Raw genomic sequence first — 24,326 nt, 5'->3', positions numbered from 1 at the left:
TTTTAATGTGTGATAGGATGGAGGGATAATTAAAGGAATGAGGTTGTACCGTGGGAAGTAATGTAAGGCAAAAGATTGACGCTCTGTTGAAGCAACGAATTTTACTGATTGATGGTGGTATGGGTACCATGATTCAGGATTATAAATTGGAAGAGCAAGACTATCGTGGTGAACGCTTTGCTGATTGGCACAGTGACTTAAAAGGCAACAATGACCTTTTAGTTCTTACGCAGCCTAAGCTTATCAAAGATATCCATTCAGAATACTTGGAAGCTGGGGCAGACATCCTCGAAACCAATACCTTTAACGCTACAACTATCGCTATGGCCGACTATGATATGGAAAGCCTTAGTGACGAAATTAATTTTGCTGCTGCCAAGCTTGCTCGTGAAGCGGCTGATGAGTGGACAGCAAAGACTCCAGACAAGCCTCGCTTTGTTGCGGGTGTGTTAGGCCCAACCAACCGAACTTGTTCTATCTCGCCTGATGTAAATGATCCAGGGTACCGTAATGTTAGCTTTGACGAATTGGTTGAAGCCTATTCTGAATCGACCCGTGCGCTTATTAAGGGTGGCTCAGATCTTATTCTTATCGAGACTATCTTCGATACGTTGAACGCGAAAGCGTGTGCTTTTGCCGTTGAATCTGTTTTTGAAGAAGTGGGTATTATTCTTCCAGTGATGATCTCCGGTACCATCACTGATGCATCAGGTCGTACGCTTTCAGGGCAGACAACAGAAGCATTCTATAATGCCCTTCGTCATGTTAAACCTATCTCATTTGGACTGAATTGTGCTCTAGGCCCTGACGAACTGCGTGAGTATGTTGGTGAGATGTCTCGCATCTCAGAATGCAATGTTTCGGCTCACCCTAACGCGGGGTTACCTAACGCATTTGGTGAGTATGACCTTTCTCCTGAAGATATGGCCGAACACGTTAAAGAATGGGCTGAAAGTGGTTTCTTGAACCTAATTGGTGGTTGTTGTGGTACTACTCCAGAGCATATCCGCCAAATGGCTGAGGCTGTTGAAGGTGTAACGCCGCGTCAATTGCCAGACTTACCGGTTTCTTGTCGCCTTTCGGGGCTAGAGCCTCTGACGATTGCTAAAGAATCTTTATTCGTGAATGTGGGTGAGCGTACCAATGTGACGGGCTCAGCTCGCTTTAAGCGCCTGATTAAAGAAGAGCTTTACGACGAAGCCTTGAGTGTTGCTCGAGAGCAAGTTGAGAACGGTGCTCAAATTATCGATATCAACATGGATGAAGGGATGCTAGACGCTGAAGCGTGTATGGTTAAATTCCTTAATTTATGTGCCTCTGAACCAGAAATTTCAAAAGTACCAGTAATGGTCGATTCTTCAAAATGGGAAGTTATCGAAGCTGGCCTGAAATGTATTCAGGGTAAAGGTATAGTCAACTCTATCTCTCTAAAAGAAGGCAAAGAGAAATTTGTCGAGCAAGCCAAGTTAGTTCGTCGCTATGGTGCTGCCGTTATTGTGATGGCTTTTGATGAAGTTGGTCAGGCTGATACTCGAGAGCGTAAAGTTGAGATCTGTACCAATGCCTACAACATTCTTGTGGATGAAGTTGGCTTCCCTCCTGAAGACATTATTTTTGATCCGAACATTTTCGCAGTAGCTACTGGTATTGATGAACATAACAACTATGCGGTTGATTTCATTGAAGCAGTGGGAGACATCAAACGCGATCTCCCTCATGCGATGATCTCTGGTGGCGTATCTAACGTGTCGTTCTCATTCCGCGGCAATAACTACGTCCGTGAGGCAATCCACGCAGTATTCCTATATCACTGTTTTAAAAATGGTATGGATATGGGCATTGTAAATGCTGGTCAACTGGAGATTTACGATAATGTTCCTGAAGACCTGCGTGATGCTGTTGAAGATGTAGTACTAAACCGCCGTGATGATTCGACGGAACGTTTGCTTGATATGGCAACTGAGTACCTAGAGCGAGCAGTAGGTAAAGTTGAAGATAAGTCAGCTCTAGAATGGCGTACTTGGCCTGTAGAGAAGCGCTTAGAGCACTCTTTGGTTAAAGGTATTACAGACTTTATAGTTGAAGACACTGAAGAAGCTCGTGTTAATGCCTCTCGTCCTATTGAGGTGATTGAAGGTCCTCTAATGGACGGCATGAACGTTGTTGGTGACCTATTTGGTGAAGGTAAGATGTTCTTACCACAGGTAGTTAAGTCTGCGCGTGTAATGAAGCAGGCTGTTGCGCACTTAGAACCGTTCATCAATGCATCCAAAGAAGTGGGTGCGACTAACGGTAAGATTCTGTTAGCGACCGTTAAAGGCGACGTACACGATATCGGTAAGAATATCGTTGGTGTGGTTTTGCAGTGTAATAACTACGAAATTATCGACTTAGGTGTGATGGTTTCTTGTGAAAAGATTCTTAAGGTCGCGAAAGAAGAGAACGTCGACATTATCGGCTTATCTGGTTTGATCACACCATCTCTTGATGAAATGGTGCACGTTGCCAAAGAGATGGAAAGACAAGGCTTTAAGCTTCCTCTTTTGATTGGTGGTGCAACCACATCTAAAGCTCACACTGCTGTTAAGATTGAACAGAATTACTCAGAGCCAGTGGTTTATGTAAACAACGCCTCTCGTGCTGTGGGTGTATGTACGTCACTGCTTTCTGATGAATTGAAACCTGCTTTCGTTGAGAAGTTGGATATCGATTATGATCGCGTTCGTGATCAACATAATCGTAAGAAGCCTCGCACTAAGCCTGTGACACTTGAAAAAGCTCGTGCTAATAAAGTGGCTATTGATTGGGATGCTTATACACCACCGGCACCGGCTAAGCCGGGAGTGCACATTTTCAAAGATTTTGATGTGGCTACTTTGCGTCAGTACATCGATTGGACGCCATTCTTCATGACGTGGTCTTTAGTTGGTAAGTACCCTGCGATTCTTGAGCATGAAGAAGTGGGCGAAGAAGCGCAACGTTTATTCAAAGACGCTAACGATCTGTTAGACCGTGTGGAGAAAGATAAACTACTTGAAGCTCGCGGTATGTGTGCCATGTTCCCAGCGAACAGTGTTGGTGATGATATTGAGGTGTATACCGATGAATCTCGCACCGAAGTCCTAAAGGTTCTACACAACCTTCGTCAACAGACAGAGAAACCAAAAGGCTTTAACTATTGCCTGTCAGATTACATTGCTCCAAAAGAAAGTGGTAAAGCGGACTGGATTGGTGGCTTTGCGGTAACGGGTGGTATTGGTGAGCGTGAGCTGGCTGATGAATACAAAGCGAAAGGCGATGATTACAATGCAATCATGATTCAAGCGGTTGCTGATCGATTGGCTGAAGCGTTCGCGGAGTACCTGCATAAAGAAGTGAGAAAGGATATTTGGGGTTACTCGCCAGATGAAGACTTATCGAACGATGATTTGATTCGTGAGAAATACCAAGGTATTCGCCCTGCTCCAGGTTACCCTGCTTGCCCAGAGCATACCGAGAAAGGTACGTTGTGGGAGTTAATGAATGTTGAGAAAGCGATTGATATGTCCTTAACGTCGAGCTATGCGATGTGGCCTGGTGCTTCTGTATCTGGTATGTACTTCTCACACCCTGATGCTCGATACTTTGCTATTGCACAGATTCAACAGGATCAAGTGGATAGCTATGCCGATCGTAAAGGATGGGATATGTTAGAAGCTGAGAAGTGGTTAGGTCCAAACATTAACTAGTTTGAATCTATGACGGGCTTTGATTCGTAAAGTAAAAAGAGAAAGGGTTGCTTAATAGCAACCCTTTTTGTATTTGTGATTTGGTTAATTCAAACCAACCTATTAAACGCTTTCTTATTCAAATAGCTCTTGATGCAGTTTTTGAATTGCCAGTTTAGATACAGGTTCATCTAATAAGAAACATAGGTTGTGTGGGCTTGCTCCGTAACAAATCATACGTAGGTTGAAATCTTCTAGAGTGCCGAAGACCTGCTTTGCATAGCCTTTGCTTTCACTCATGTTGTTACCAATAAGAGCAACAAGGCATAGGTCGTGTTCAATATCTACAGAACACAGATCCTCAAGCTCAATGCGAGCGGCTTCTGGCAACTGAGGAGCACCACCTGATGTATCTGTTTGATCGAGAGTGAGTGAGACACTGATCTCTGAGGTAGTGATAAGATCGACAGAGATCTTATGCTTAGCGAGGATCTCGAACACTTTTGCGAGGAAGCCATAAGCATGGAACATATTGGCGCTGCGTAGCGTAACCATGGTTTGGTTGCAGCGTAGGGCAAGCGCTCTGAACAGAGGGGAGCTTTCAACTTGTTGACGAATCCATGTGCCACCGAGCTCTGGTGCTTTTGATGAGCCGACAAATACCGGAATTTGGTGGCGTAGTGCCGGGACTAGAGTCGATGGGTGTAAGATCTTCGCGCCAAAGTTTGCCATTTCCGATGCTTCGCTGAAGCTGATCTCTGGGATAGGAGAGGCCTTAGGAGCAATACGTGGATCGGTAGTATAGATACCCGGAACATCCGTCCAGATCTCTAAGCCAATCGCTTGTACCGACTCGGCAATCAGTGCCGCTGAATAATCACTGCCACCGCGGCCTAGGGTCGTGGTGTTACCTTCGCTATCAGCACCGATAAAGCCTTGGGTAACGACAACTTGTTGTTGGCACAGTGGAATCAATTTCTCTTTTGCCAAAGCAGCAATCTCTTCTAGCTGTGGTTCTGCTTTTCCGAAATCATCATTGGTGCGCATCACTTCTCTGATATCGAAACGAACCGCAGGTGTTCCGCGCTCGCGAAGGATTTGAGCAAGGATGTGTGTCGACATCAACTCGCCACATGCTACAAGGTGATCAGTCAGCTTAGTACTTGCTTGAAATGATGCGGCTTCTGCTGCGCTCGCAATGTCATCAAGAATGCTGTGAACTTCTTTTTCGATGCTGATTGGGTCTGCGAGTTGGTCAAGAATCGCATTATGAATGTCCGTTAATTGCGTCATTAGTTCCTGACGACGAGCTTTGTCTTGAACACCATTCGCCAGTTCAACCAGCAAATTGGTCACACCAGAACATGCACTACTCACGACTAATTTCGTATTTGAGTTGTTTTCAATAATGGCAGCACAGCGGCTCATGGCTTCAAAGTTGGCAACACTTGTTCCGCCAAACTTAGCGACATTAAAAGAACCAGCTACATTAGATGCACTCACGATATATCTCCCACGACTTCCTAAAATAAAATTACTGTTGGGTAATCCAACGTCCGATGTTTTTCGAAGAGAGTTTTAGAGCAAAAAGAGAGGAATTATTAGAATAGTAACCCCAGAAGCTCTTCACCATATAGAAATGGCGACAGTTGACGGGATTCAGCCCGCTCAACCGATAATAAAGGTCCTGCATCCTTTTATTATCTCGGCACTGCTCCCCATAAATGTTTTGTATTGGAAATGCGGTTCCACAAAACATCTGCCTGGGCAGTGCTCCTCTTCTGCTAGATAGCCATTTCATTGAACGTGTTTGCGGTAACAATGTCAATTGGTAACTTGAGATAATTGAAAAATAATTTTAACAATTATGTGACAGTGGTTTGACCTCAATACTTATGGCTAATTGCTGAGGTAATCAATTTGCTTTAGGGTGGATTGTTCACAACATTAACGTAAGGGATGTACATGTCTAATTTAACACTCACTACTGCTATCGATAGCTTTTATCCACCACACCGAACGTTAATGGGACCGGGTCCTTCTGATATCTCGCCTCAAGTGCTGCAGGCTTTGAGTCGCCCAACCATAGGTCATCTAGATCCACTGTTTATTGCGATGATGGATGAGCTTAAACAGCTTCTTAAATACGCTTTTCAGACGGAAAACGAATTTACGATTGCCGTTTCTGCTCCGGGAAGTGCGGGTATGGAGACCTGTTTTGTTAACTTGATTGAGCCTGGTGAAAAGGTGATCGTTTGTCGTAACGGTGTCTTCGGTGAGCGTATGCGAGAAAACGTGGTGCGTTGTGGTGGCGAAGCCATCCTTGTTGACGACGAGTGGGGCAAGCCCGTCTCAGTTGAAAAGGTCGAGCAAGCATTGACAGACAATCCCGATGCTGTTGCTGTGGCTTTTGTTCATGCAGAGACATCAACCGGAGCGCTATCTGATGCTCAAGCTATCTCAGCTATCGCTCGTCAGTTTGATGCGTTAACGATTGTTGACGCAGTAACATCACTAGGTGGTGTGCCATTGCTGGTTGATGAGTGGCAGCTTGATGCGGTTTATTCTGGAAGTCAAAAGTGTTTGTCTTGTGTGCCGGGTCTATCTCCGGTGACTTTCTCTCAGCGTGCCGTTGATAAAATGAAAGCCCGTCAAGCGCCAGTGCAAAGTTGGTTCTTAGATCAAAGCCTAGTATTAGGTTACTGGAGCGGTGAAGGTAAGCGCAGCTACCACCATACCGCACCCGTAAATAGCCTTTATGCACTGCACGAGTCTCTCGTTCTATTGAAAAATGAAGGCCTAGATAATGCGTGGTCTCGTCATCATGCTATGCACCAAGAGCTTAAAGAAGGTGTAGAAGCATTAGGGTTAAGGTTTGTGGTCGATGAAGAGAGCCGCTTGCCGCAGCTGAACGCACTTTATTTCCCTGAAGGCATTGATGAGGCTAAGATCAGAACGCAGCTTTTAGAAGAGTATAACCTTGAGATTGGTGCAGGGCTTGGTTCTTTGGCTGGTAAGGCATGGCGTATCGGCTTGATGGGCTACGGTGCTCGCAAAGAGAATGTCGCGCTGTGTCTTAAAGCGCTGCAAGATGTACTTAAATAATCGAATTAGACTCGTTTCAAAGAAAAGCGCACGATCCTCGTGCGCTTTTTTGTGTTTGTTCTAAAAATAAGATGCAATAGTTACATCTCTCTAGTCCTTGGCTACTCTGCCGATGAGACATTGTTTTCTGCTTGAGATATTTTCTTGTATTGAACCTGTGAAAAGTCTCTGTTTGGAAATAAAAACTTTGCTTCACTACGGATTTGTTCCGCTTTGCTTTCTTCCCCTAAACCTTGGTAAGCAAGGATCAGGTTACTGTAGAACGCTGGTCTTGGTTTACTCTTTATGATCTCTAGTGACCAATCAACGTAGGGCTGAATAAGGCTAGGGTCACCTTTATAAAGACCAATGTTTAGGTAGGTGCTGTATATATCCCAATCGTAGCGATCTTTCCACACCACAGGGTTCGTTACCTGCTTAAGAATGTCTGGGTTCTTCGGTTTAGAAAGTTCAAACTTAGTCAGTACATAGTTGGTATGCAGGGCGCTCAACATATAAAAACTGACTAAGATAGGTATTACTAAGCTCGACACTCTAAACAGGGTCTTGCTGATGATACTGAACGGCTGTTGATAATGTCGGGAAGAGCGCTGATCGACCCAGTAAATCAATATAATGAATGTTATCCAGTGAATCGCCGAGTGATAAAAAGGATACTCAAGCTGAGAGTGCAAAAGAATTGGGATGAATAAAGCGAGCAGGGCTAGACGCGTTCCCTTTGCAGAACTTGCTATACGTGACATAACCAATATTGCAGCAATCAAGATCCCGATGATTGGTACAATTCCCCCTTCTACCCCCCAAAACAGAAACTCATTGTGGGGGTGATCCATTGAAGGAAGACCTGGATGATAGTTTGAATTGAGTTGGTGCTGACGAGCGGTATAAAGGGTGTACTCTGATTCAAATTTCCCGTAGCCGTAACCAGTAAATGGTTTCTCTACCAACATGTCTAGTGTTTGAGGGAAGGTGTAAGCGCGAGGGCTTTCTAGGTTCGCTTTCTTACTCGCTATGCTATCTGTAGCGCTAAGGTTTATTACAGTAAACGCAACCACAATACCTACAACAACTGATGAGCACCATCCATAGAAGCGCTTCTTGGTCGAAAATTTATATAGGTAAGGAAGAATACACACAAAGCCGATGAGTGCTGCTAACCATCCGGTACGTGATGCGATGATGATCAGCAATGGTACGGTTAAGGTTGGGGTTAGGTATAGTAAGAATGACTCGCTAATTTTGTGATTATATTTAGCGGGCTGTCTTGCCAAAAGGTAAGCGGACAGCACAAACCCCGTAGCTAAAAAGCTGGCCATTACATTCGGTTGTTGGAATATCCCATATGGTCGGTTTGCAGCAGTGTTGTAACCAAATAGGTTGCCAGGCTCTAATAAGAAATATTGCATATAGCCAAATAGTGCTTGTATAACAACAGCAAGCACAATGAACCACAACATGCGCTGCTTGTGTTTATTGCTGAACTTAAATTGTTGCAGCACGACAAATAATGCAAAGCCTGCCCACAATCCAAGCAAGCGTCCTGATGCTCCTTGAGGTGCGGCATTGCTGTATAAAATGGGTAGCGTGAGTATGATACAGCTTATCAACAAGCCAATCGTTAATTTTGAATACTTAAGTACTCGGTTGGTAGCGAGTTGGTAAAAGCCAATTGCTAGCGTGAAGCTTAGCGCCAGCCAAGTTGTTGGGTTAAATGATAACGCAAGCCCCGAGCCTCCAGGATTAGGCATGAAAAAATGCATGGCTAACAAGAATACAACAGCTAAAGAAGCCAGAAATGCTTTGTTGAGTGGTAGCTGAGTGACCTGATTTTCTAGCTGGGTGCCGCTAGTGTGTATTGTTGCCATAAATCCCTAACCTTATAAAAACAGAGCTTGTTCCTTCTGAAACAAGCTCTGTTACTTTAACATTTTTCTGTCTGCTCGCAGGGCGCTATTTTACACCTACTTCAAATTTAACATAGGCTTAAGGAAGCGAGCGGTGTGTGAACCTTCGACTAACGCCACATCTTCAGGTGTACCTTCTGCAACAATCTCGCCACCACCTTGTCCGCCTTCTGGGCCAAGATCTAGGATCCAGTCTGCTGTTTTAACGACATCTAAGTTGTGCTCAATCACGACAACCGTATTACCGTGATCGCGCAGTCTATGTAGTACCGTTAACAACTGCTGGATATCGTGGAAATGAAGACCTGTTGTTGGCTCATCGAGAATGTATAAGGTTTTTCCAGTATCTCGCTTCGATAGCTCACGCGCCAATTTAACACGTTGTGCTTCACCACCAGATAAGGTTGTCGCAGCTTGCCCTAAGCGAATGTAAGATAGACCCACGTCCATGAGTGTTTGCAGTTTACGAGCAATCACCGGAACCGGATTGAAGAACTCACGCGCATCTTCTACGGTCATCTCTAGAACTTCGTCAATGGTTTTACCTTTATAACGAACTTCTAGTGTTTCACGGTTATAGCGCTTGCCTTTACACACATCGCAAGGTACATACACATCCGGCAAGAAGTGCATCTCTACTTTGATTACGCCATCGCCCTGACAAGCCTCACAACGGCCACCACGAACGTTAAAGCTGAATCGACCTGGTTTATAACCACGAGAACGTGACTCTTGTGTGCCCGCGAATAGTTCACGAATAGGAGTAAAAATCCCTGTATAAGTTGCAGGGTTTGATCTTGGTGTACGACCGATAGGGCTTTGATCTATGTCGATCACCTTATCAAAATGTTCTAATCCTTTAATCTTTTTGTGTTGTGCAGGAACTGCAGTCGTGGCCCCGTTTAATTGAGTGTGGGCGACTTTGAAGAAGGTGTCATTGATCAGCGTGGATTTCCCCGAACCTGATACCCCCGTAATACAACTGAATAAGCCTACAGGAATCGTCGCAGTGACATTCTTTAGGTTGTTCCCCGTTGCGCCTACAATCTCTACGACCTTTTTCTTATCGATAGGTGTTCTCTTTTCTGGCACTGCAATTTCTTTGGCACCGCTCAAGTATTGGCCTGTCAAAGAGTTCGGGTTGTCGATGATGTCTTGCATGGTGCCTTCTGCTACCACGTGTCCACCATGCACCCCCGCCCCTGGACCGATATCGATAACATGGTCAGCACAACGAATTGCATCTTCGTCATGCTCCACGACTAGCACGGTATTACCTAAGTCCCTGAGGTGAATTAAGGTTTGCAGTAGACGTTCATTATCGCGCTGATGGAGTCCAATTGATGGCTCATCCAGTACATACATAACGCCAACTAAACCGGCACCGATTTGACTCGCCAAGCGAATACGTTGCGCCTCACCACCAGACAGCGTTTCAGCACTGCGTGATAGGTTAAGGTAGTTCAAACCTACGTTGACTAAGAAATGTAGACGATCATTGATCTCTTTCATCACTTTATCTGCGATCTGCCCACGCTGACCGTCTAACTTCAATTCTTGGAAAAATTGTAGTGCGTCAGCAATGCTCAGTTCAACGATTTCCGGCAGTGTTGTATCACCAATGAAAACATTTCGAGCTTCTAATCTTAAGCGAGTGCCATCACAGCTTGAACAAGACTTGGTTGAAATGTACTTGGCGAGATCTTCACGCACCGCGCTAGATTCAGTATCACGATAACGGCGCTCTAAGGTATTTAAAATTCCCTCGAATGGATGACGCTTAACTCGAATGTCACCTCGGTCATTGATGTACTTGAATTCTACTTCAGTACGACCTGATCCTTTTAGAATGATCTCTTGAGTCTTTTTAGGTAGAGAATTAAATGGCGCATATAGATCAAAACCATAATGCTCTGACAACGACGTTAGCATCTGGAAATAGTAGTAGTTCTTTTGATCCCAACCTTTGATTGCACCTTCAGCTATGCTGAGGTTCTCATCTAAAATCACTCGGCTTGGATCAAAATACTGCTGAACCCCAAGGCCATCACAAGTACCGCATGCCCCTGCTGGATTATTGAAAGAGAATAGGCGAGGCTCAAGCTCTTGCATGCTGTAGCCACACTTTGGACAAGCGAAGTTAGCAGAAAATACGATTTCTTCTTGATCTGTTTCGTCCATCCAACCGACGACAGCAATACCACCAGATAGCTCTAATGTGGTCTCGAATGACTCGGCTAAACGCTGTTGAAGATCAGGACGAACCTTAAATCTGTCTACCACGACTTCAATGGTGTGCTTTTTATGAAGTTCAAGTGCTGGTGGATCGGATAGGTCACAGGTTTCACCATCAATGCGCGCACGGATAAAGCCTTGCGCAGCTAAGTTTTCCAGTGTTTTAACATGTTCGCCTTTGCGCTCTTTGACGATCGGTGCCATTAACATCATCTTTGAGCCTTCAGGCAGTTCTAATACTTTATCGACCATTTGGCTGATAGTTTGCGCCGCGAGGGGGATATTGTGATCTGGACAGCGAGGTTCGCCAACTCGCGCGTACAGTAATCTAAGGTAGTCATAGACTTCAGTAATAGTACCGACGGTTGAACGAGGGTTATGTGACGTCGATTTTTGTTCTATTGAGATCGCAGGAGACAAGCCTTCAATGTGGTCGACATCAGGCTTTTCCATAAGAGATAGAAATTGACGAGCGTAAGCCGACAAAGACTCAACATAACGACGTTGACCTTCTGCGTAGAGAGTATCAAACGCAAGTGACGACTTTCCTGAACCTGATAATCCTGTGATAACCGTCAGCTTATCACGAGGTATGGTTAGGTTGACGTCTTTGAGGTTATGCGTACGAGCGCCTCTGATTTCTATTTTATCCATCTCAATAGACCATGTAATTTTAAGTGGCTAAAGTATTACATAGAGTGAGATTCGTGCAAAGTTTTACTGGATAAAAAAACAGTAAAACAAAAAAGGGCGACTCACAGAGTCACCCTTTTACAATTCGAAACGCTAGTTATTAACCGGGCGTTATGCTTCTTTCTTGGTCGAGTGTTTACCTAACTCGATTTGCTTTTGGTCTTTTTTGTATAGGTTTTCAAAGCAGTAGTTTGTTGCTTCGATATAACCTTCAACACTACCACAGTCAAAACGTTGGCCTTTAAATTTGTAAGCTAATACACAGCCCGCTTTTGCTTGTTTTAGCAATGCATCGGTAATCTGGATCTCGCCGCCTTTACCTGGTTCAGTCTGTTCGATAAGTTCAAAGATATCCGGAGTCAGAATATAACGACCAATGATCGCTAGGTTGCTTGGAGCAGTACCTTGTTCTGGCTTCTCTACCATGTCATCAACACGGAAAAGATCGTCTTTAATCATTTCGCCAGAGATAACACCGTACTTGTGTGTCTCTTCTTCTGGTACTTCTTGAACTGCAACGATAGAACAGCGGAACTGTTTGTACAGAGCAACCATTTGAGCTAATACACCTTGTTGCTCGTTAACACAAAGGTCATCGGCAAGTACAACAGCGAACGGTTCATCACCAACGAGTTCGCGACCCGTTAAGATAGCGTGACCTAAACCTTTCATCTCACGTTGGCGAATGTAGGTGAAGTTTGCCGCTTCAATCGTTTCACGGATATTAATTAGAAGGTCTTCTTTGTTGGTGCCGCTAATTTGGTGCTCAAGCTCGTAGTTCTTATCAAAGTGGTCCATCAATGAATGCTTACCACGACCAGTGACGATACACATTCCATCCATACCAGCTTCGATAGCTTCCTCTACACCGTATTCAATCAGAGGTTTGTTTACTACAGGCATCATTTCTTTCGGCATTGACTTAGTAGCTGGTAAAAAACGTGTACCGTAGCCAGCAGCCGGGAAAAGGCACTTTTTGATCATGATAAGACCCTTTATCTATAATAATTATTGATTCAACCTGAGTGGTTGATATTTCTGAGGGCAACTCTAGCACAAGTTATGTCGAAAATTCAGCAACAATAGCCATGGTTTACTAGAGCTTCCCTCAAAATTATCGTCAGACTAAGAGGCGGATCGATTATGCAAGTAGGTTCTGGTTTGCCCAAGCAATGGCTTGAACCCTATTTTTGACTGCCAACTTCCGGAATATTTGATAAAGGTGAGATTTAACCGTGAACTCACTAATAAACAAGTCATCGGCGATTTGTGTGTTTGATGACCCTGATTGAAGGCAGCGAATCACTTGGATCTCACGAATGGTTAAATCAACATTGGTTGGTGTCGTGTTGGTATTGACCATATTACGATAATAAAACAACAGTTGATTGGTTACCTTCCTTGGCAGCCAGTTATCGCCATCAATGACTTCTTGAAGACCACGAGCAATCTTGTCCTTTTGTTCAGTGTTGTAAAAGAGTCCTTTTAGTACCCCATAGGTAAGCAGCTCTGAGGTTGGAAGTTGCTGGGGTACATTGAATAAAATGATTTCGTGATTTTTCCACATAACAGTCAGGTTAGGGCAAATAATCAGTAGTTGTGGTACCTCTCTGTAATCGACGAGCAAGATTCGGTTACTCTGTTTTCTATCAACAAGCATTAAATCGTCCGGTGTCATCTTATAAAGGATAATAGATAAGTGCTTTTCTATCTCTTTTACGTGTAGGTAGGTGTCGCTTGGATCGATGCACATAAAGTGTAAAGTGCGAGCATATCGAGACTTTCTCATTGAAACTCCGTGTTCTAATAACATGAGATTTCACGTTGTCATGCACGCTTTCGCTTCTCTAGTACCTTGTTTATGACTTGCGTTGAATATCAATCTGCGAAGTAAATGAGTGGTTTGTAAGTGGAGAAAAAAGCAACATCGCTCTGAATATCATGATTTGTTACGTTTTTATTCTTTGTAGTGGAGTGAGAATAGGAAGCGATTTATCACAGCAGAAAAGCGTGCTATTCTTGTGCGCTAAAAATTTTCTGAGACTATGAATTTAGACGGAGCAAATCATGGCTAGCCGTGGAGTTAACAAAGTTATATTAGTGGGTAACCTAGGTAATGACCCTGAAATTCGTTACATGCCAAATGGCGGCGCAGTAGCGAACATTACCATTGCAACGTCAGAGTCATGGCGTGATAAAGCAACTGGCGAGCAGCGCGAAAAAACAGAATGGCACCGTGTTGCTCTGTTTGGCAAGCTTGCGGAAGTTGCTGGTGAGTACCTACGTAAAGGTTCTCAAGTTTACATTGAAGGTCAACTTCAAACGCGCAAATGGCAAGATCAAAGCGGTCAAGATCGCTACACAACTGAAGTGGTTGTTCAAGGCTTCAATGGTGTGATGCAAATGCTTGGCGGCCGTGCTCAAGGCGGTGCTCCTGCTCAAGGTGGCATGGGTAACAACCAACAGCAAGGTGGTTGGGGTCAGCCACAGCAGCCACAACAACAGCAACAACAATACAGTGCTCCAGCTCAACAGCAGCCGAAAGCACCTCAACAAGCTCCTCAGCAGGCTCAACCTCAATATAATGAGCCGCCAATGGATTTTGATGATGACATCCCATTTTAAGCTCTGTTTTTAATATATTATAAAGATAGTATTAAATTGGAAAAAGCCGCGTTTATCGCGGCTTTTTGTTACCTACAATTCTTAACGCTTTATTTACAACGTCAATTTATAGTATAAGTAGCAATACGGTATAATGTGAGTTGAAAAGGATTTCGTTATTCATGAGATATACCCCGACACTAAAATTGAGCACCCGATTGGTCGCATTTGTCACCGTGATAGTTATCAGTGCAATGTTCATCCTTTTTATTGGTGGCACACTCTCCTTTAAACGCATTGGGCAGGAGTATTTAGATCACTATTTGGTTGGTATTGTCGAGGTTGTAGATAAAGAGATGGAAGATCCAGACGCCGCGTATTCAATGCAGCGCTGGATGCCTAAGATGTTGCAAGCGAGCAATATTGTTGAGATGAAACTCTCGAACAAGACCGGTATCGTTTATCGTTTCAAAGATACCTCCCCACAGATAGATCCCAATCGTCTTTATGAAAAAAGCTTTATTTTAGAGCGTAATGAAGGTTACCGAATCGAATTTAAAGCGCTTCCTCCTTATATTGGCTACAACTACTCAATGGAAGCGATGTGGTCAATTACTTTGGCTGTCGCATTGGTCTTGTTCTGTCTGGCTCGCGGTGTTCGTTGGTTGAAAGAGCAACTCATGGGTTCTGAGATCTTAGAAGAGCGAGGAAGAATGATCCTTGCTGGGCAGGTTGAACCTCACGCAAAGGGGGATGAGCGTGAATGGCCTTATACTGCAAGTGAAGCCTTAGATGTATTGATTGAAGAGTTGCAAGACGCTCGTCAAGAGCGAAGTCGCTTTGATACCTTTATTCGTACCCATACCTTCCTAGATAAACTCACGGGCACGGCAAACCGAGTTTTATTTGATAATAAACTGGAATCGGTACTGCATGAAAGTGGTGCTCGAGGTGGTGTGTTACTGATACGTATCGACGAATGGGAACAAGTTCGTGATGCTAACGACAAGCAAACTACTGACGGCTTTATTATTGAAGTGGGTGAAGTCTTATCGAATATCGTTCAGCGTTATCCCGATGTCATTTTTTCTCGCTATTACGAAGCGGACTTTGCTGTATTTATCCCTCACCAGGGTGCAAAAGATATTGCGACTTTGGCAGCTCAGTGTCTAAGGCAGTTAGATAAATTAACCCCGCCAGAGCCTTTGGAACCTGATAACTGGTGTCATATCGGTGTGACTATGTATACCGAAGGTGAGCGCCACAGTCAGATCATGGATGAAACGGAAACAGCATTAAAGAGTGCCCAGCTGGAGCGTATAAATAACTGGAGCCGTTACCCGAAACAGAATAAGAATGAGTTGGATAGAGGCAGTGTTCGTTGGAGAACATTACTTGATAAAGCTCTGCTTCCTGAAAATTTAGTAATCTTTGCTCAGCGGTGTTATCTTATGCCGGAATCTGGTCAAGCTAATGAATTACATAGAGAAATATTTACTAGAATTCAGGACCCTGACAAGGGTTTATTGAAATCGTCTCGATTTATGCCTGCAGTAGAGCAAGTGGGTTATCAAGCTCAAATGGATCAATCTGTTTTGAAGGTTTTGTTGCGTTCGCTTAAAGAATCAACTCAATCTATCAATTATTCAGTGAATCTGAATGTTACCCCATTTGCTAATAAACAGCATTTTAAGTGGTTTAGGAGTGAGTTGTTACAACTCTCTGCTCAGCACCGCTCTCAGCTTGCTTTTGAGTTTCCGGAAGGACACTTGATTGCTCATCTTGATTATATGAGACCGGTGGCAAAGATGCTGCGAGGTTTAGGGTGTAAAGTTGTGGTTGGTCAAGCGGGGCGAACGATTGTTAGCACTCACTATATAAAGGACTTGAAGGTTAATTACATTAAGCTTCATCGAAGCCTAATAAAGAAAATTGACCAAAGGCATGAGAATCAGTTGTTTGTTCGAAGCTTAATTGGGGCATGCGGTGATTCTTCAACTCAAGTTATTGCTGTTGGAGTCGAGACAAAACAAGAAAAGAATACCTTGATAGAGTTAGGCATTAACGGCTATCAAGGGAGATATTTCGACGAAGAACAACAAATTATCCCTTTGCCTAATCACGTTGAAAAGGCTGCAAAAGCGGAATCTGTTGTAAAAGTTGGACGAAGAAATCGATGGCGTAAGAGTAGTAGTTAAGAATGAATTTTAAAGCGATTTTAGACAAGATAAAGCCAACGAATAATAAAGGTAGCTCGCAAGTTGTCCTGCTGGGCAATGATGCCATTTATATTTCATCGACAGAACAAGAACCTCAAGTAACCAGCATTCCCGTGGTTAATGGGGACTGGGAGAGTGCGCTAAAAAAATCGCTTAGCAGTGAGGCGTTTACCAGTAATCGTCTCCAGTTGGTTGTCTGTGCTAACTACTACCAGACTTATCAACTTGATAAACCGGACATTCCAGAGAGTGAATGGTCGGTTGCGTTGCCATTTTTACTCAAAGATCTCGTCTCTGAAAGAGTGACTGAGATCACAGCGAGTGCGGTCGCGCTTCCGACGTCGAACAAGCTGCAAGTGTATGTCTTGCCTAAAAAGCTGTTAGATAAGCTTCTAAATATTGCCAACTCGGTTCAGATCGAATTAGTTGGAGTAGCTCCTGAAGATGAAATCTGGGGTTACAGTGCTGGCGAGTTGTCTAACTTCATCCTTTTACAGCGCAGCTCAAATTCACACTTTAAGTTGGGTGCGTTTGTTGAAAATACCGTTTGTTTTCAAAGAACGATTCGAAGTGTTGTTCCACCTTTAACTGGCGTAGCATCAAGTGCTCTGCAGTTGGATGGCCTTGCTTTAGAACTCCAACGTTCGATAGATTACCTTTCTTCGCAAATTAAAGGCACTCAACTTCACCAGCTGAAAATCTGCTGTGATGAGGAAGATGAGGCTGAATTACAAAGCGCCTTAAATAGTACATTGAGCTCGACAGTTTCATTGTTGGTAGAAGGTGAGCGTGATAATTCAGAGAGTTTGTTGGTTAAACTCGCAGCTGAAAAAGATACTTTTAATGTCAACCTTTATCCTGAACATCTTAAGCCTAAAAAAGAATATTTTACGCTTACCAATGTTGTTGCGAGTTGGGGACTAGTTTGTGTTTTATTGCTTGGTGGTTACTTCGCGATGCAGTATCAAGTTTCTAATCTAGATAAAGAATTAACAGCCCTGCAACAAGACTCCAATCAACTTAACAAGCAAGTTAACCAATTGAATAGTAAGTTAACTCAGCATAAACCGTCTCCAGAGAAAGTGGCTGCTGTTGCGCGTCTCAAACGTGAGACTGAGGCTAAAAAAGAGGCTTTGAAGGCGGTCGGACAATACGACGAATCCCAACAAGTCGGGTATTCTGGCGTCATGAATTCCTTAGCTAAATTAGGCCGAAATGACATCTCTCTTTCGCACATCTACATGACCCACGATACTTTAGATCTTAGTGGTTTGGCTCGTAACGCAAATGTCGTTCCGAACTGGATTGGTCAGTTTAAAAGTGAGCTTAATTTAGTCGGACGTGCTTTTGAAAAACTTAAAATTGGTCGTAATGACCAGGACGTGGTGACGTTTGAATTAAGTACTCGCAGGGAGAGTAAATAATGCAACAGTGGAACCAACTTAGCGATAAGTTTCTTGCATTAAGCCAAAGAGAAAAATGGCTACTTTTCGTGTGTGGTTTTGTTGGCCTGTCCATGCTGTTATTCACCTTATTGGTTGAGCCCGCGTATCTCGACTTACAAGCGAAAAATGCCAAGACCACGAGCTTGACTCAATCGAATCAAAGGCAGCAGGGTGAATTGCTTGTTCTGCAAGCTAAGTTAAATAAAGACCCAGATAAAGAAATTAACCTCGAATACAAGAAACTCATGCGAGAGAGCCAAGACCTTTCTTTGCAACTTTCAGAGATTGTCGATGGGTTGATTACGCCTTCTCAAATGTCGCAATTATTGGAGAGTGTTCTTAATGCCGGTAATGGTCTAAAGCTTGAGTCGCTAGAGTCGTTAAAACCGGAAGCGATTTCGAATAATAAAGAGACCAGTGAATATTCTGGCTACTTTCTTCACCCTGTGAGAATGGAATTGACGGGCAGTTACTTTGATATTTCAGCTTATCTTCAAGCGCTTGAATCTTTGCCTGTTAGCTACTACTGGCGCACATTTGAATACTCAGTAGAAGAATATCCTAAAGCTCGACTGGTGTTCGAGGTATACACGCTAGGTACTAGACAGGAGTTTATCGGTGGTTAGAACTCTTTTGTTGTTTCTGCTGTTTGGCAGTTCCGCGGTGTGGGCTGAGCAAGACCCCACTGCACCATTAGGTTGGCTTTCACCCCAACAAAAAGCAACGTCAGCTAAGAAAGCGCCAACTCGTTATCGCTTACCGTCCTTAGAAAGCATTGTATGCAAGGGAGATACACCTTGCTATGTGATTCTGAATGGTCAGATTCTCGGTCAAGGGGAAACGATCAGAGGGTACCGAGTTAAGAACATCGATCCAGAATACGTCACTCTGCAGAGAAGCTCTAAGCAGTGGAAATTAGAGATGTTCTCTTTAGATGTTAAGAATAATAATTAAGGTTAGAGTGAAGACATGCGTAAACTTGTAGTAGCAATCCTAGTGTCATCTTTGGTCGGCTGTTCGATGGGGCATAGAGATCCTGTTGAGATTAAAGAATCTTTAAACGAATCAATTAATGAAGCCAATAGCAGAGCGCTTCATGATCTTCCTTCGTCGGTACAAGATGACCTTATGCCTCAGCTTAGTTCTGACTCTATGTCTCCGGGAATGGAAACGGTTAAGCGTTTTCGTATTCAGGCAAAAGGTGTTGAAGCGAGAACCTTTTTTGCAAGCTTAGTGAAAGGTACTGAGTATAGCGCTGCTATTCACCCAAGTGTTTCAGGAAAGCTCACTTTTAATTTAACCGATGTGACATTAGATGAAGTGTTAGCTGTGGCTCAGGATATGTATGGCTACGATATAGAAAAGCGTGGCAAAGTCATTCAGGTTTACCCAGCAGGTTTGCGTACAGTAACGATTCCTGTCGATTACTTACAAGTTAAACGTTCTGGTCGCTCATTAACGACGATCACAACCGGAACGATCACGACTTCTGATTCAAACTCATCGAGTTCTTCAAGTTCCAATTCAAACTCGTCTAATTCATCCAACTCTTCTAACTCATCGAATTCTACATCGAACGGTGGTACAGAGATTGAAACGACCTCTGAAAGTGATTTTTGGCCACAGCTTGAGACGGCCGTTGCCCACTTAATTGGTTCTGGTGATGGACAGAGCGTCGTCGTTACCCCGCAAGCCAGTGTGATTACGGTTCGTGCTTATCCTGATGAAATCCGTGAAGTTCGTGAGTTCTTAGGCATTTCTCAGAAGCGCTTACAACGCCAAGTGATCTTGGAAGCGAAGATCATGGAAGTGACTTTGAGTGATGGCTACCAGCAGGGTATCAACTGGACTAAGATGTTCTCGTCAAATGGTACTAACTACACAATCGGCATGGGCTCTATTGTTAAAGATGCAGCCGGTACGATAATCCCAGGTACGTTGCCAGGGATGGATCCAATTGGTGCCGCTTTAGGTGGTCAATCTAATATTGTTGTTTCTGGTAGTAGCTTTGAAGCGGTATTAAGTTTCATGGATACACAGGGAGATTTGAACGTACTATCCAGCCCTAGAGTTACTGCAGCGAATAACCAGAAAGCGGTTATTAAAGTGGGTACCGATGAATACTACGTAACAGATTTATCAAGTGCGGTTGGTAGTGGTGATAACGCGAATGTTGCTCCTGAGGTTGAATTAACCCCGTTCTTCTCGGGTATATCTTTGGATGTGACACCTCAGATCGATGATAAAGGCAGTGTGTTCTTACATGTCCACCCGGCAGTCATTGAGGTAGATGAAGAGGTCAAAGAGCTTAACTTGGGTTCAACAACGGGGGTCGTGACGCTTCCTTTGGCAAAAAGCTCTATTCGTGAGTCTGACTCTGTGATTCGTGCTCAAGATGGTGATGTGGTTGTTATTGGTGGCTTGATGAAATCAAATACCAGCGATGTAACCTCTAAAGTTCCATTCCTTGGTGATATTCCGGCCCTCGGCCACTTATTCCGTAATACCAGTCAGTTGACGCAAAAAACTGAGCTTGTGATCTTGCTTAAACCGACAATCGTCGGTGTGAACACATGGCAAACAGAGTTAGAACGTTCTCGAGATCTGCTTCAACAGTGGTTCCCAGATGATGAGGAGTAGTTACTTACTTTTTCAATGTAGATTGGCAGTATCTAACTAAGCTAGGTTGCTTATGTATCAAGCTCATTTTGGTTTTGAACAACTGCCATTTACCTTAACGCCGAATACCGATTTTTTTTATGGTTTAGCGCCTCATTTTGAAGCGATTCAGACGGTAATATCGGCGTTAGAAATGGGCGAGGGTGTGATTAAGGTTACCGGAGAGGTAGGCACTGGAAAAACCATGGTTTGCCGGATGCTAGTCAATCACCTAAATGATTGTACCGCTCTAATTTACCTGCCAAACCCTGTGCTCTCAGGTGCAGACTTACGCCAAGCTGTTGCTAAAGAGCTCGGTTTGACTATCGACAGTGAAGCAACCTTAGTTGATAACATTCAGCATAAGCTTATTGAATTGCACAATTCGGGTTTAAGAGTGGTAGCGATTCTTGATGAGGCTCAAGCTCTATCGGATGAAGCTCTCGAAACATTAAGGCTGTTTGGCAACCTTGAAACAGAAGATAAAAAGCTGCTGCAGATTGTTTTATTGGGGCAGCCTGAGTTGGATACTCGACTAGAGGCTTACCATCTCAGACAGTTTCGTCAAAGAATCACGTTTAGTTCAACATTGAGGCCACTGACTCTCGATGAAACGGTGGCGTATATTGATAACCGGATCACTAAATCTGGTGGTAATCCTGAGTTATTCAGTTTGAACCAAAAGAAGGCGATCTGTCGTTCGTCATTAGGTATTCCGAGATTGATCAACCAACTTTGCCATAAGGCTTTATTGCTTTCGTTCAGTGAAGATAAGAAAAGTATCGACAACCAACATCTGTTTTCCGCTATGCATGAAACATACGATGTATGTAAGCCTAAATTTAAAACGCCAATACTGTGGGGTTGGAATTAATTATGAGTGTTATTAACAACGCCTTGTCTGAATTGGCAAAGAAAAAATCAGCGACTTCGATTGAAGCGGCAGTTGTACCTAAAGTAAAAACACGTTCCCCATTGGTTTGGGTCGCAGCAGGTTTTACTCTGAGTTTAGCAATGGGCGGTTGGGCGATATCGCAAGGTCCTGCTGTCGAACATTCAATCTCAACTCGAGATGTACAGGTTCAGGTCTCTGTCGTTGACAGTTCCAATGATTTTCAGGAAGTAGCTCAACCTATCTCATCACCAACTAAGAAACTGGTGAAGCTAGACTCTGCGAGTTTTTCAACAGAAAACACTGCGATGGTAAAAAGCGCTCAAGCTAAGCCAGTTGCATCTAATTCGGTTGCTGCGTCTATCCCACAACCTACAAAACAGCAAGCATCAACTAAACCTCTAAGCTCGCCCCAAACGACTAAGACTGAAATTCCTCAGCCGATTTACGTTGCTAGTGTGGCAAAAACAGATTCGTCCTCTATCTCTAATGACTTAGGAGCTTCTGGTAGCTCAGAAAATAGTGGAATGTTGATCGAACAGGTCGAGTTAACGCCTGAGCAATTATCTGTGAATGCACAAGGGCGAGCTCAAAAAGCGCTTGATGCGAATGACCTTACTGGTGCTCTGAAAGGCTACACTGAAGCTCTACGTTATACGCCACGAAATGAAGATGTTCGTCAGAAACTCGCGATTCTCTATTTTGGTAAGGGGGATACACGTAAAGCGTATGAGCTGTTTCAGTCAGGGATTAAGCTTAATATTAACAGCGAAAAGCTACGCTTGGGCCTATCTAAGCTTTTGGTTAAAGCAAACCAAGCAGAAGCGGCCTTAAGTCCATTAATACATTTACCGCCGAACCCTACGCAAGACTATCTAGCTATGCGTGCAGCATTGAGTCAAAAGTCTCAGCAAGAAGAAGTGGCCTTGGAAAGTTACCAAAAGTTGGTTGAGATTGATTCAGATAATGCTCGCTGGTGGTTAGGTTTAGCGATCCAGCAAGAACGTCAGCTCGATTTCGTAGCAGCTAAAGCGTCATACCAAGGTGCATTAACCAGAGTAGGTATCTCATCTCAATCACAAAGCTTTGTGCGTGACCGGTTAAAAATACTCAATGCTTTAGAGGAGAGCGGCGATGCAAATTAGATTAAGAAAAAGGCTTGGTGATTTGCTTGTCGAAGAGGGCATTATCACGGAGACTCAAGTTGAGCAAGCACTGGCTGCTCAGAAAAGCACCGGTCGTAAGCTGGGTGATGCACTGATTGAACTTGGCTTCTTGTCAGAGCAACAGATGTTGAGTTTCTTGTCACAGCAGTTAGCGATTCCTCTTATTGATCTAAGCCGAGCTGTTGTCGATGTCGAAGCGGTACAGCTTTTACCGGAAGTACATGCTCGTCGCCTTCGTGCATTGGTGATTGGACGCCAAGGTGACACTTTACGTGTTGCAATGAGCGACCCTGCCGACCTGTTTGCCCAAGAATCTTTGCTTGGTCAGTTAGGAGATTACGCACTTGAATTCGTTGTTGCTCCAGAGAGGCAATTGGTTGATGGCTTCGATCGCTATTACCGAAGAACTAAAGAGATCGCCTCATTTGCTGAGCAGCTTCACGCTGAACACCAAGTTAATGATGCCTTTGATTTCGATATCGCTGAAGAAGACAGTGACGAAGTTACAGTAGTAAAGCTAATTAACTCGCTATTTGAAGATGCAATCCAAGTCGGCGCTTCTGATATCCATATCGAGCCAGACTCAAACGTACTGCGTCTTCGTCAGCGTATCGATGGCGTGCTGCATGAAACACTGCTGAACGAAGTGAATATTGCTTCTGCACTTGTATTACGCTTGAAGCTGATGGCAAACCTCGATATCTCAGAGAAACGTCTTCCTCAAGATGGTCGCTTTAATATCCGTGCTAAAGGTCAGTCGGTTGATATTCGTATGTCGACCATGCCAGTACAGCACGGCGAGTCTGTAGTTATGCGTCTTCTTAATCAATCAGCGGGTTTACGTAAGTTAGAAGCGTCGGGTATACCGAGCGATCTGTTGGTTCGTCTTCGTCAACAGCTGCGTCGCCCGCACGGTATGATCTTGGTTACTGGGCCGACAGGTTCGGGTAAAACCACAACCTTGTATGGTGCATTAAGCGAACTCAACGAACCGGGTAAAAAGATCATTACCGCGGAAGATCCGGTGGAATATCGTCTTCCTCGTGTGAACCAAGTTCAGGTAAACCCTAAGATCAATCTCGACTTTTCTACAGTCCTAAGAACCTTCTTGCGTCAGGACCCCGATATCATTCTTATTGGTGAGATGCGTGACCACGAAACGGTTGAGATTGGTCTAAGAGCTGCATTAACAGGCCACTTAGTATTAAGCACCCTCCATACCAATGATGCGGTAGACAGTGCACTGCGCATGATGGATATGGGAGCACCAGGTTATCTGGTAGCGAGCGCTGTTCGAGCGGTCGTTGCACAGCGATTGGTTCGCAAAGTGTGTACCGATTGTAAGGTTGAGGATGAGTTAGATGAACCTCGTAAGCAATGGCTGAGCGTTCGCTTCCCTAACCAAGTGGGTGTGCCGTTTATGAAAGGCCGTGGCTGTCAGAACTGTAATTTAACCGGTTACCGTGGGCGTATTGGTGTATTTGAAATGTTGGAGCTAGAACAAAACATGATGGATGCGCTAAGAGCTAATGATGCGGTTGGTTTTGCTCAAACAGCCCGACAGTCTGAAAATTACAAACCGTTATTGGCTTCTGCGATGGAACTGGCTCTGCAAGGTGTCGTGAGTCTCGATGAGATCATGCATCTTGGCGAAGGCGATGCTTCTGGTGCCACCGACCCAATTTATTTGTAGGGGTA

At 44.0% G+C, this 24,326-nt stretch carries 16 protein-coding genes and 1 riboswitch; of the genes, 11 read left to right on the top strand and 5 right to left on the bottom strand.

What is annotated here, in order from left to right:
• Window positions 1-50 precede the first annotated feature (50 nt).
• A complete protein-coding gene (metH, locus tag AB8613_RS06930; protein ID WP_372384697.1) occupies window positions 51-3,728 on the top strand; it encodes a methionine synthase in 3,678 nt (1,225 codons plus the stop codon).
• Between the two features lie 114 nt (window positions 3,729-3,842).
• Here metH and lysC read toward each other — a convergent pair whose 3' ends face one another.
• Window positions 3,843-5,210, bottom strand: a complete 1,368-nt coding sequence (lysC, locus tag AB8613_RS06925) for a lysine-sensitive aspartokinase 3 (RefSeq protein WP_285955106.1) — start codon at window positions 5,208-5,210, stop codon at window positions 3,843-3,845.
• A gap of 108 nt (window positions 5,211-5,318) precedes the next feature.
• A riboswitch (Lysine riboswitch) is annotated at window positions 5,319-5,496 on the bottom strand.
• A 176-nt stretch (window positions 5,497-5,672) separates the two neighbouring features.
• Between lysC and AB8613_RS06920 the strand changes: the two genes are divergently transcribed.
• Complete coding sequence (locus AB8613_RS06920) at window positions 5,673-6,812, top strand: alanine--glyoxylate aminotransferase family protein (protein WP_146490459.1); 1,140 nt, start codon at window positions 5,673-5,675, stop codon at window positions 6,810-6,812.
• Between the two features lie 101 nt (window positions 6,813-6,913).
• On the opposite strand, the gene AB8613_RS06915 is transcribed toward AB8613_RS06920, so the two are convergent.
• From AB8613_RS06915 to AB8613_RS06900, 4 genes are all read right to left on the bottom strand, one after another.
• Window positions 6,914-8,677, bottom strand: a complete 1,764-nt coding sequence (locus tag AB8613_RS06915) for a PglL family O-oligosaccharyltransferase (RefSeq protein ID WP_285955107.1) — start codon at window positions 8,675-8,677, stop codon at window positions 6,914-6,916.
• A gap of 96 nt (window positions 8,678-8,773) precedes the next feature.
• Window positions 8,774-11,605 carry an excinuclease ABC subunit UvrA gene (uvrA, locus tag AB8613_RS06910; protein WP_102478994.1) on the bottom strand — a complete coding sequence of 944 codons (2,832 nt, stop codon included), beginning with the start codon at window positions 11,603-11,605 and terminating at the stop codon, window positions 8,774-8,776.
• A gap of 150 nt (window positions 11,606-11,755) precedes the next feature.
• Window positions 11,756-12,628, bottom strand: a complete 873-nt coding sequence (gene galU, locus AB8613_RS06905; protein ID WP_061019114.1) for a UTP--glucose-1-phosphate uridylyltransferase GalU — start codon at window positions 12,626-12,628, stop codon at window positions 11,756-11,758.
• Between the two features lie 157 nt (window positions 12,629-12,785).
• Window positions 12,786-13,433, bottom strand: a complete 648-nt coding sequence (locus AB8613_RS06900; protein WP_060982966.1) for a LuxR C-terminal-related transcriptional regulator — start codon at window positions 13,431-13,433, stop codon at window positions 12,786-12,788.
• A 278-nt stretch (window positions 13,434-13,711) separates the two neighbouring features.
• Here AB8613_RS06900 and AB8613_RS06895 point away from each other — a divergent pair, with 278 nt between their 5' ends.
• From AB8613_RS06895 to AB8613_RS06855, 9 genes are all read left to right on the top strand, one after another.
• The gene (locus AB8613_RS06895) at window positions 13,712-14,269 is read left to right on the top strand and encodes a single-stranded DNA-binding protein (RefSeq protein WP_017061342.1); all 558 of its coding nucleotides are present in this window, start codon (window positions 13,712-13,714) and stop codon (window positions 14,267-14,269) included.
• A gap of 161 nt (window positions 14,270-14,430) precedes the next feature.
• Window positions 14,431-16,446 (top strand): RNase E specificity factor CsrD, encoded by a 2,016-nt coding sequence (gene csrD, locus AB8613_RS06890; protein ID WP_327784261.1) that lies wholly within the window; start codon window positions 14,431-14,433, stop codon window positions 16,444-16,446.
• A gap of 2 nt (window positions 16,447-16,448) precedes the next feature.
• On the top strand, window positions 16,449-17,891 hold the full coding sequence (locus AB8613_RS06885) for an MSHA biogenesis protein MshI (RefSeq protein WP_327784260.1): 1,443 nt from the start codon (window positions 16,449-16,451) through the stop codon (window positions 17,889-17,891).
• The gene (pilO, locus tag AB8613_RS06880; protein ID WP_285955112.1) at window positions 17,891-18,538 is read left to right on the top strand and encodes a type 4a pilus biogenesis protein PilO; all 648 of its coding nucleotides are present in this window, start codon (window positions 17,891-17,893) and stop codon (window positions 18,536-18,538) included. Before AB8613_RS06885 ends, pilO begins: the two co-directional genes overlap by 1 nt.
• Window positions 18,531-18,866, top strand: a complete 336-nt coding sequence (locus AB8613_RS06875) for an MSHA biogenesis protein MshK (RefSeq protein ID WP_285955113.1) — start codon at window positions 18,531-18,533, stop codon at window positions 18,864-18,866. The genes pilO and AB8613_RS06875 overlap by 8 nt, the downstream gene beginning before the upstream one ends.
• A gap of 15 nt (window positions 18,867-18,881) precedes the next feature.
• Window positions 18,882-20,552 carry a pilus (MSHA type) biogenesis protein MshL gene (mshL, locus tag AB8613_RS06870; RefSeq protein WP_146490466.1) on the top strand — a complete coding sequence of 557 codons (1,671 nt, stop codon included), beginning with the start codon at window positions 18,882-18,884 and terminating at the stop codon, window positions 20,550-20,552.
• A 52-nt stretch (window positions 20,553-20,604) separates the two neighbouring features.
• A complete protein-coding gene (locus tag AB8613_RS06865; RefSeq protein ID WP_146490467.1) occupies window positions 20,605-21,444 on the top strand; it encodes an ExeA family protein in 840 nt (279 codons plus the stop codon).
• A 2-nt stretch (window positions 21,445-21,446) separates the two neighbouring features.
• A complete protein-coding gene (locus AB8613_RS06860) occupies window positions 21,447-22,607 on the top strand; it encodes a tetratricopeptide repeat protein (protein WP_372384696.1) in 1,161 nt (386 codons plus the stop codon).
• On the top strand, window positions 22,597-24,321 hold the full coding sequence (locus tag AB8613_RS06855; RefSeq protein ID WP_048657952.1) for a GspE/PulE family protein: 1,725 nt from the start codon (window positions 22,597-22,599) through the stop codon (window positions 24,319-24,321). The genes AB8613_RS06860 and AB8613_RS06855 overlap by 11 nt, the downstream gene beginning before the upstream one ends.
• Window positions 24,322-24,326: the final 5 nt, after the last annotated feature.

Origin of the sequence: Vibrio sp. BS-M-Sm-2, assembly GCF_041504345.1 — a bacterium.
Lineage (GTDB): Bacteria > Pseudomonadota > Gammaproteobacteria > Enterobacterales > Vibrionaceae > Vibrio > Vibrio satsumensis.
Note: the sequence above shows the minus strand (reverse complement) of the source record. Positions and strands in the feature narration are given on the sequence as shown.